The sequence below is a fragment of the Streptomyces sp. NP-1717 genome, assembly GCF_022695985.1.
GTDB lineage: Bacteria > Actinomycetota > Actinomycetes > Streptomycetales > Streptomycetaceae > Streptomyces.
Genome location: NZ_JAAPBF010000271.1, coordinates 1 through 8795 on the forward strand (window position 1 = coordinate 1; position 8795 = coordinate 8795).

Consider the following 8795-nt stretch of genomic DNA (forward strand, 5'->3'; position numbering starts at 1 on the left):
CGCCGCCCAGCGCGACGTCCTGATGACCTACCTCGGCGGCCCGGGCGCGGTCGCCGCCGTCTCCGCCCCGGCTCCCGTCACCTGGCAGCCCGCGGCCGTCGCCGCACCGACCGCACCGTCGGTCCTCACACTGCCCGCCGCCGTGTCCCCCACCGCGGCGGCGGGCGCCGGCACGACGAACGGCGACGGGCCCGGGCCCGGGCCCGTCGCGGAGGCCGCCCCGGCCACGTCGCCGACGGACCCGGAGTCGGTGCTCGCCGCCGTACTGACCGTGGTGGCCGACCGCACCGGCTACCCGGTCGAGATGATCGAGCCCGAGCTCGATCTGGAGGCGGACCTGAGCGTCGACTCGATCAAGCGCGCCGAGATCGCCGGCGAGCTGGCCGTACGTCTCGGCCTGCCCGTCGACGCGAGCGGCGAGCTGGACGGGCTCAGCACGGCGCGCACCGCGGCCGGGATCACCGGCCTGCTCGTCGAGCGGCTCACCGGCTCCGACACGCCCACCGGCGGGGACGTTCCGCCGGTGGCGGAGACGGCCCCGGCGCGGGACGACGCGGCCGAGGCCGAGATCCTGGCCCCGCAGCGCCTGGAGTTCACCGAGGCCCGGCTGGACGAGGTGACCGGCACGATCGCCGCCGGTGCCTCCGTACTGCTGCTCGGCGGCGGTGAGTCGGCGCCCGTGCTGGCCGAGCGGCTGCGCGCGGCCGGTGCCTCGCCCGCGCTCGTACCGGCCGGTGAACTGCCGACGGCCACCGCCGACGCCGTGGTCTTCCTCGGCACGCTCGACGCGGCGGAGCCGCCGTTGCCCGAGGCTCTCCCGCTGTTCCAGGCGGCGCTCGCGGGCGCGCCCGGCACGCTCGTCGCCGTCGAGCGCAGGACCGAGGGCGCGGCCAGCGGTCTGCGCGGTTTCTTCCGCAGTGTCGCCCGTGAGTACCCCGACATGAAGACGACCCTCGTCGAGGTGGCGGCCGACGCGACCGCCGACGCGGTGTCCGACGCCGTGGTCACGGAACTGGCCGCCACCGAGCGGGAACCGGTCGTCCTCCACACCGGTGGCGAGCGGCGTGCCCTGCGGCTTACCCCGACCGATCTCGGCGCGCTCGCCGCCACCGGCGCGGGACCCGCGGGCGAGGGCCAGGCGGAGGCTGAGGCGGCGGGGCTCGACCGCGAGTCGGTCGTGCTGCTGGTCGGCGGCGCGCGCGGGATCACCGCGCGCTTCGCCCGCACGATCGCCTCGGCGACCCGCTGCCGTATCGAACTCATGGGCAGGACCCCGGTGCCCGCGCAGGCGGAGGACCCGGCCACGGCCGGGGCCGCCGACCGTGACGGGCTGCGGGCGGCTTTCCTCGCCACCGGCCTGACCTCGCCCGCCGAGGTGGAACGCCTGGTCGGCGCGGTCCTCGCGGAACGCGAGGTGCGCGCCACCGTCGACGCCCTGCGGGCGCTCGGGAGCGAGGTGCGCTACCACTGCGTGGACGTCCTGGACACGGAGGACGTACGGGCCACGGTCAAGGACATCTACGCCGAGCACGGCCGGCTCGACGGTCTCGTGTACGCGGCGGGGGTCATCGAGGACAAGCTGCTGGCGGAGAAGTCGGCGGAGTCCTTCGGCCGGGTGTTCGCCACGAAGGTCGACGGCGCGCGCGCCGTGCTCGACGCGGTGGACGTACTGCCGCGCGGCCCGCGTTTCGCCGTGCTGTTCGGCAGCATCGCCGCGGCGCTCGGCAACCGCGGTCAGTCCGACTACGCGGCGGCCAACGACGCGCTGGAGGAGCTGGGCCGGCGCTGGTCGACGGACGACCGGCGCGGTCTGACCGTGCACTGGGGCCCGTGGGCCGCCGCCGAGACCAACGGCGGCATGGTCACCCCGGCGCTGATGCGCTCGTACGCAGCGCGGGGGATCAAGCTCATCGACCCCGAGGAGGGTCCGCTGAGTCTGCTGCGTGAACTCGCCTGGGGCGCGCCCCAGGTGCACGCGGCCGTCTACACCGCGTCGGGCTGGTGACACCGGTGGACTCCCGCACACCGGTGGCCGTCGTCGGCATGGCCGTGTACTTCCCCGGCGCCAACTCCCTGGAGAGCTACTGGCACAACATCGTCAACGGCGTCGACTCGATCACCGAGGTCCCGGCGGGCCGCTGGGACGAGGAGTTCTACGCGCCCGGCGGGCCCCCGCGCAGCGACCGGGTGTACTGCCGCCGGGGCGGATTCGTCGACCAGAGCGCCGAGTTCGACGTGACACGGTTCGGCATCATGCCGACGTCGGTCGCGGGGACGGAGCCTGACCAGCTCATCGCGCTTGACGTGGCCCACCAGTCGATCGCCGACGCGGGTGGTGAACCCGTGCTGCCGGCGGACCGGCAGCGGGCGGGCATCGTGCTGGGCAGGGGCGGTTATCTGACGCCGGGTCTGGTCAGGCTGGACCAACGGGTGCGTACGTCGAACCAGTTGGTGCGCACCCTTCGTGAGCTGGCGCCGGAGCTGGACGACGACCGGCTGGAGGAGGTCCGTTCGGCGTTCGCCGGTCAACTCGGCCCGGAGCAGCCGGAGTCGGCGATCGGGCTGGTGCCGAACCTGGCCGCGTCGCGGGTGGCCAACCGGCTCGACCTGCGCGGCCCCGCGTACACGGTCGACGCCGCGTGCGCCTCGTCGCTGGTGGCGGTCGACCACGCCGTACGCGAACTGGACAGTGGCCGCTGCGACGTGATGCTCGCGGGCGGGGTGCACCACTGCCACGACATCACGCTGTGGAGTGTGTTCAGCCAGCTCGGCGCGCTGTCGCCGAGCGAGCGGATCCGTCCACTGCACCAGGGCGCGGACGGTGTGCTCATCGGCGAGGGCACGGGCATCGTGGTACTCAAGCGGCTGGCGGACGCGGAACGCGACGGCGACCGGGTGTACGCGGTGGTCTCCGGTACCGGTGTGGCCAGCGACGGCCGTTCGGCCAGTCTGTTCAACCCGGATCCCGGCGGGCAGGTCCGAGCCGTACGGCAGGCGTGGGACGCGGCGGGTCTCGATCCGCGCGCGGCCGACGCGATCGGTCTGCTGGAGGCGCACGGGACGGCGACCCCGGCCGGTGACCGTGCCGAACTGACCACCCTGGCCGAGGTGTTCGGCCCGGCCGTGGGGGCGCGCGCCGCGATCGGGTCGGTGAAGTCCATGATCGGTCACACGATGCCGGCCGCCGGTGTCGCGGGTCTGATCAAGGCGGCGCTCGCGCTCCATCACGGGGTGCTGCCGCCGACGCTGCACTGTGAGGAGCCGAATCCGGCGCTGGAGGCGACGAGGTTCGCCCCGCTGGCGCGGTCCGCGCCGTGGGAGGACCCCGGCACGGGCGCGCCGAGGCGGGCGGGTGTCAACGCGTTCGGCTTCGGCGGCATCAACGCGCATGTGGTGCTTGAGCAGGCGGCGCCGGTCGCCTCCGCCGCTGCCCCGGCCGGCGGGAGCGTGACAGCCGGCGGGCGTACGGCGCGGGCGACGGCGACCGTCACCGAACCCGAGAGGGTGCTGCGGCTCGCGGCCCCCGATCGGGCGACGCTCGCGGCGCTGCTGGACGCGGACGACTCGACGGTCCTGGCGGCCGGTCTCGACGAGCGCGCCCCCGCCGACGGGCCGGTCAGGCTGGGCATCGTCGACCCGACGGCCCGCCGGCTGAAGCTGGCGAGGAAGGCGGTCGCCAAGGGCGTGGCCTGGCGCGGTCGCAGCGACGTGTGGTTCAGCCCCCGTCCGCTGCTCGGGCCCGGCGGCGGCACGACCGCCTTCGTCTTCCCCGGTCTCGAAGCGGAGTTCGACGCCCGGGTGGACTCCCTGGCCGAGCGGTTCGGGCTGGCGTGGTCGCCGGGGCACGACGCCCGGGTGGGCGACGTGGGCCGGCACGGCGCGGCGGTCTTCCAGCTCGGGCGGCTGCTCGACACGGCGCTGCGCCGGCTGTCGGTGGTGCCGGACTCGGTCGCCGGGCACAGCGTCGGCGAGTGGACGGCCATGGCCTGTGGCGGGATCCACGCCGCCGACGAGGTCGACACGTTCCTCGCGGGCTTCGATCCGGACGCGCTGCGCGTTCCCGGCGCGGCGTTCGCCGTGCTCGGGATGCCCGCCGACCGGGTGCTCGCCGAGCTGGCGGGCCGCGACGACGTCGTGCTGTCGCACGACAACGCGCCGAACCAGTCGATGATCTGCGGTCCCCAGGACGCGGTCGGCGAACTGGTCCACCGGTTCCGGACCCAGGGCGTGATCGGGCAGGTGCTGCCGTTCCGTTCCGGCTTCCACACGCCGATGCTCGCCCCGTACCTCGACCCGATCAGGCGTGCCGCCGAGACGTACACACTGCATCCGCAGGCCACGCCGGTCTGGTCGGCGACGACCGCCGCGCGCTATCCGCGGGACCCGGCCGCGGTACGGGAGTTGTTCGTCCGGCATCTGCTCGAACCGGTGCGGTTCCGGCAGTTGATCACGGCGATGCACGACGCGGGGCACCGCGCGTTCATCCAGCTCGGCGCCGGTCAGCTCGGCTCGCTGATCGACGACACGCTGGCGGGCAAGGACCGGCTGGTCGTCTCCGCGCACTCGTCGGCGCGGGACGGTCTGGCGCAGTTGCGCCGGGTCGTCACCGCGCTGTGGGTGGAGGGCGCGGCGCCGGACGCCGGTCCGCTGCTCGGGTCCGCGCCCGCCGCCGCCCCGGCGAGGGCCGGACGCGTACGGCCCGGTGTACGGCTCGACCTGGGCGGGGCGCTGGTGTCCCTGCCCGAGCAGGCCAAGAAGCTCCTCGCCGACAGCATCGGCCATCCCCCGGCCGCCCGGTCCCTCGGTGACGGCAACGCGCTCGCACGGCTGGAGGCGCTCGGCCGGTCCGGTGGATCCCCGATCGCCGCCGAACTCTCGGCACTGATGAACGACACGGCGGCCGTCGCTGACGAGCTGATCGCGGCACGCCGCGCACGGCGGGGCGTCCTGGCGACGGCACCGCCCGTGGCGCCGGCCCCGGCACCGCCCGCCGTGCCCACCGCGCTGCGCGTGGACGTCGCCGAGATGCCGTACCTGCTCGACCACTGTTTCTTCCGGCAGCGCCCCGGCTGGCCCGACGAGGGCGACCGCTGGCCGATCGTCCCCGCCACCACCGTCATCGGCCATCTGATGGAGATCGCCGAACGCGTCGTACCCGGCACACGGGCGGTCGCGGTCCACGACGTGCGCCTGCTGAAGTGGATCGAGGCGATGCCGGCCGTCGATGTGCCGCTGGAGGTGAAGCAGTTGGCGGCGGACCGGGTCGAGGTCTCCCTCACGGGCTACTCGCGCGCCGTGGTCGAACTGGCCGCCGCCCACCCCGCGCCGCCCCCGCCGTGGCCGGTGGACACGGCGGCCGAACGGGTACCCGGTCTGACGGCCCGCCAGCTCTACGACGAGCGGTGGATGTTCCACGGACCGCGCTTCCAGGGCGTCAGCGAGCTGACGGCCGTCGGTGACCGGTGGGTACGCGGTGTGCTGACCACGCCCGAGGCTCCGGGCGCCCTGCTCGACAACGTCGGTCAGCTGCTCGGTTACTGGATCATGGCGACGCTCACCGAGCGCACGACCGTCTTCCCGGTCCGGATGGAGCGCATCCGCTTCCACGGGCCGCACCCGAGTCCCGGCGAGCGGCTGACCTGTCTGATCCGTATCACCGAGGTCACCGACCTCACGCTCACGGCCGACATGCAGCTGATCGGTGCGGGCGGCGCCGTGTGGGCGGAGTTCACGGGCTGGCAGGACCGTCGCTTCGACACCGACGCCAACATCCGCGCGGTGGACCGCTTCCCGGGCGACAACACGCTGTCCACGGAGCGGCCGGGCGGCTGGACGATCGTCCACGAGCGCTGGCCGGATCTCGCGACACGCGAACTGATCATGCGCAACATGCTGGGCAGCGCCGAGCGGGCCCGTTACGACGAACTCCCGCCGGTGCACCGGCGCCAGTGGCTCCTGGGACGTATCGCGGCCAAGGACGCGGTGCGCGGACTGCTGTGGCGGGAGGGCGCGCGCGAGATCTATCCGGCCGAGATCGCCGTACGCAACGACAGCACGGGGCGCCCGCTGGCCGAGGGCGTCCACGGCCGCGAGCTGGGCGAGCTGACGGTCTCGATCGCGCACCGCCGCGAGACGGGGGTGGCCGTCGCCGCGCGCGGGGCCTGCGGCATCGACGTCGAGGAGATCGCCGACCACCCCCGCGCCACGGTCGAGACCTCGTGCGACACCAGCGAACTCGCCCTGCTCGACGGCCTGGTGGCGCGTACACCGGGCAGCGCCGCGCTGTGGTTCACGCGGTTCTGGACCGCCAAGGAGGCCGTGGCCAAGGCGCGCGGCACGGGCCTGCGGGGCCGCCCGGCGGACTTCCGGGTGGTGGCCGCCGACGTGAGGCGCGTGCGTGTGCTGGCCGGGGGCCGGCTCTACGAGGTGCGTGTGGAACAGACGGCCAATCCGCCGGGGCTGCCGGATCGGCAGTACGTCGTCGCCTGGACGACGACCGAGCACAACGAGACAGACCAGACAGGAGATCCGACATGACCACCGAAACGATCGCGGACACGGCGGCGGCCGTACAGGGCGACATCACCGCGATGCTGCGGACCATGCTGGAGGAGGACGGCCTCGACGACGCCGAGATCACGCGCGAGACCACCTTCCACGACGATCTCGAACTGGAGAGCATCGATCTGGTGACCCTGGCGGGTTCGCTGCGCGAGCACTACGGCGACCGGGTCAACCTCGCCCTGTTCATCGCCGATCTGGACCTGGAGGAGATCATCGCGCTCACGGTCGGCGAGCTGATCGACTACGTCGCGGCCTCGCTGCACGCGGACGGGCAGGGCTGATCCGATGGCGAAGATACGTACCGGGGAGATCACCACCCACGTCCAGCGGCTGCCCGCGGCGAACCCGCCGGCCGACGGCGGCGAACCGCCGGTCGTGGTGTTCGTCCACGGCCTGCTCACGGACAGCCTGGCCAGCTACTACTTCACGCTCGGCCCGGCGTTCGCGGCGGCGGGCATCGACGTGATCATGTACGACCTGCGGGGCCACGGCCGCAGCGACCGGCCGCCCACGGGTTACCGGCTCGAATCGTTCGTCGGGGATCTCGTCGGCGTACTCGACGCGCTCGGCGAGACCCGCCGGGTGCATGTGGTCGGCAACTCCTTCGGCGGCACGATCGCGACCGCGTTCGCCGCCTGGCATCCCGACCGGGTCGCCACCGTCACCATGATCGAGTCGGAGCCGCCTGTCGCCGAGTGGACCCGGCACATGGCCGACGGGCTCACCGACGCGAAGAACCAGCTCGCCCGCGAGGAGGTCATCGGCTGGATCTCGGCGAACCACGGCGCGCACACCGCCCGGCTGTCCAGGGGGGCGAGCCGCATCCTGGCCACGACCACCCTCGCCGAGGACGTCCCGGCGGGACGGGTCATCGACGACGGTCTCGACGCCCTCGACGGCTGCCCGGTGCTGGCCATCTTCGGTGACGAGTCCGGGCTGAGCGCGCAAGTGCCCGACCTGGAGGCCAAGTTGATGTCGTGCCGCACCGTGGTCCTGGCCGAGCAGGGTCACTCGGTGCTTGTCGAGCGCACCGAGGAGACCCAGGAACTGATCCTGCGCTGGGTGCGCGAGCACACTCTGGCCGAGGCCGTGCGGTGACACGGTTCCTGTTCGTCGTCCCCCCACTGGTCGGGCACACCAATCCGCAGGCCGCCGTCGCCGACGAACTGACCGGCCGGGGCCACGAGGTGGCGTGGGCCGGCTACGGCGACCAGATCCGGGCACTCGTCGGCCCGCGGGCCGAGGTGTTCGAGTGCGCCATGCCGGACCACGGCCTGGGCCGGCCGCCGGGCCTCGCCGGGCCCGCCGCCTTCCAGCACCTCTGGGAGCAGTTCTTCGTCCCGCTCGCCGACCTGATGGCGCCGGGCGTCGAGGCGGCGATCGACGCGTTCCGGCCCGACGCCGTCTTCACCGACCAGCACGCCGTCGCGGGCGCGCTGGTCGCCGAACGGCGCGGGATCGTGCATGTCACCTCCGCGACCACATCGGCCGAACTCGTCGACCCGCTGGCGGAGTTGCCGAAGGTGGCCGCCTGGCTGGCCGATCTGCTCGGCGGACTGCGGGCGCGTGTCGGCGATCCGGCGGCGACGGGCGATCCGCGCTTCTCGCCGCACGGCGTGATCGCGTTCACGGGACGGGAGCTGGTCGGCGACAAGCCGCTGCCGGGCGGACGCGTCCATCTGGTCGGCCCCGCCGTCGCCCCGCGCGCGGGCGGCGCGGACTTTCCGTGGGAGCGTCTCGACCCCGCCCGGCGCCTCGTTCTCGTGTCGCTCGGTACGGCCAACGCGGACGCCGGGGGCCGTTTCCTCACCGAGGCGGTGACCGCGCTCGACGCCCTCGGCGACCGGGTGCAGGGGGTCGTGGTCGATCCCGGCCGCACCCTCGAAGCCGTACCGCCCGGGGTGATCGTGCGCCCGCACGTGCCTCAACTCGACCTGCTGGCACGGGCCGACGCCGTCGTCTGCCACGCCGGCCACAACACGGTGTGCGAGACGCTGTGGCACGGACTGCCGCTGGTGCTCGCCCCGATCCGCGACGACCAGCCCATCGTCGCCGGGCAGGTGGTCGACGCGGGCGCCGGTGTGCGCGTCCGCTTCCGCCGTGTGGACGCCGGCCGGCTCCGGGCCGCGATCGAGACCGTGCTGGACGACACCGGCGGACACCGGTCCGTCGCCGAGTCCATCGGGCGCTCGCTGCGCGCGGCCGGCGGCCGGTCCGCCGCCGCCGACCAC

5 protein-coding genes are annotated in these 8795 nt (G+C 74.1%); all 5 read left to right on the top strand.

Annotation, left to right across the window (positions count from 1 at the left end):
* Positions 1 to 2005, top strand: a 2005-nt coding sequence (locus GXP76_RS31700; RefSeq protein ID WP_242575069.1) for an SDR family NAD(P)-dependent oxidoreductase, incomplete at its 5' end; no start/stop codon positions are given.
* Complete coding sequence (locus GXP76_RS31705; protein WP_374363329.1) at positions 2002 to 6537, top strand: beta-ketoacyl synthase N-terminal-like domain-containing protein; 4536 nt, start codon at positions 2002 to 2004, stop codon at positions 6535 to 6537. The genes GXP76_RS31700 and GXP76_RS31705, both read left to right, overlap by 4 nt.
* A complete protein-coding gene (locus GXP76_RS31710) occupies positions 6534 to 6845 on the top strand; it encodes an acyl carrier protein (RefSeq protein WP_242575070.1) in 312 nt (103 codons plus the stop codon). The genes GXP76_RS31705 and GXP76_RS31710 overlap by 4 nt, the downstream gene beginning before the upstream one ends.
* A gap of 4 nt (positions 6846 to 6849) precedes the next feature.
* Positions 6850 to 7662: an alpha/beta fold hydrolase gene (locus GXP76_RS31715; RefSeq protein ID WP_242575071.1), complete on the top strand. Its 813-nt coding sequence runs from the start codon at positions 6850 to 6852 to the stop codon at positions 7660 to 7662.
* A partial coding sequence (locus GXP76_RS31720; RefSeq protein WP_242575072.1) for a glycosyltransferase occupies positions 7659 to 8795 on the top strand: 1137 nt, incomplete at its 3' end. The genes GXP76_RS31715 and GXP76_RS31720, both read left to right, overlap by 4 nt.

What these genes read in the sequence shown, in the direction of transcription:
- GXP76_RS31710 (WP_242575070.1), top strand. Translation starts at nt 6,534, where the DNA reads ATGACCACCGAAACGATCGCGGACACGGCGGCGGCCGTACAGGGCGAC.
- GXP76_RS31715 (WP_242575071.1), top strand. Translation starts at nt 6,850, where the DNA reads ATGGCGAAGATACGTACCGGGGAGATCACCACCCACGTCCAGCGGCTG.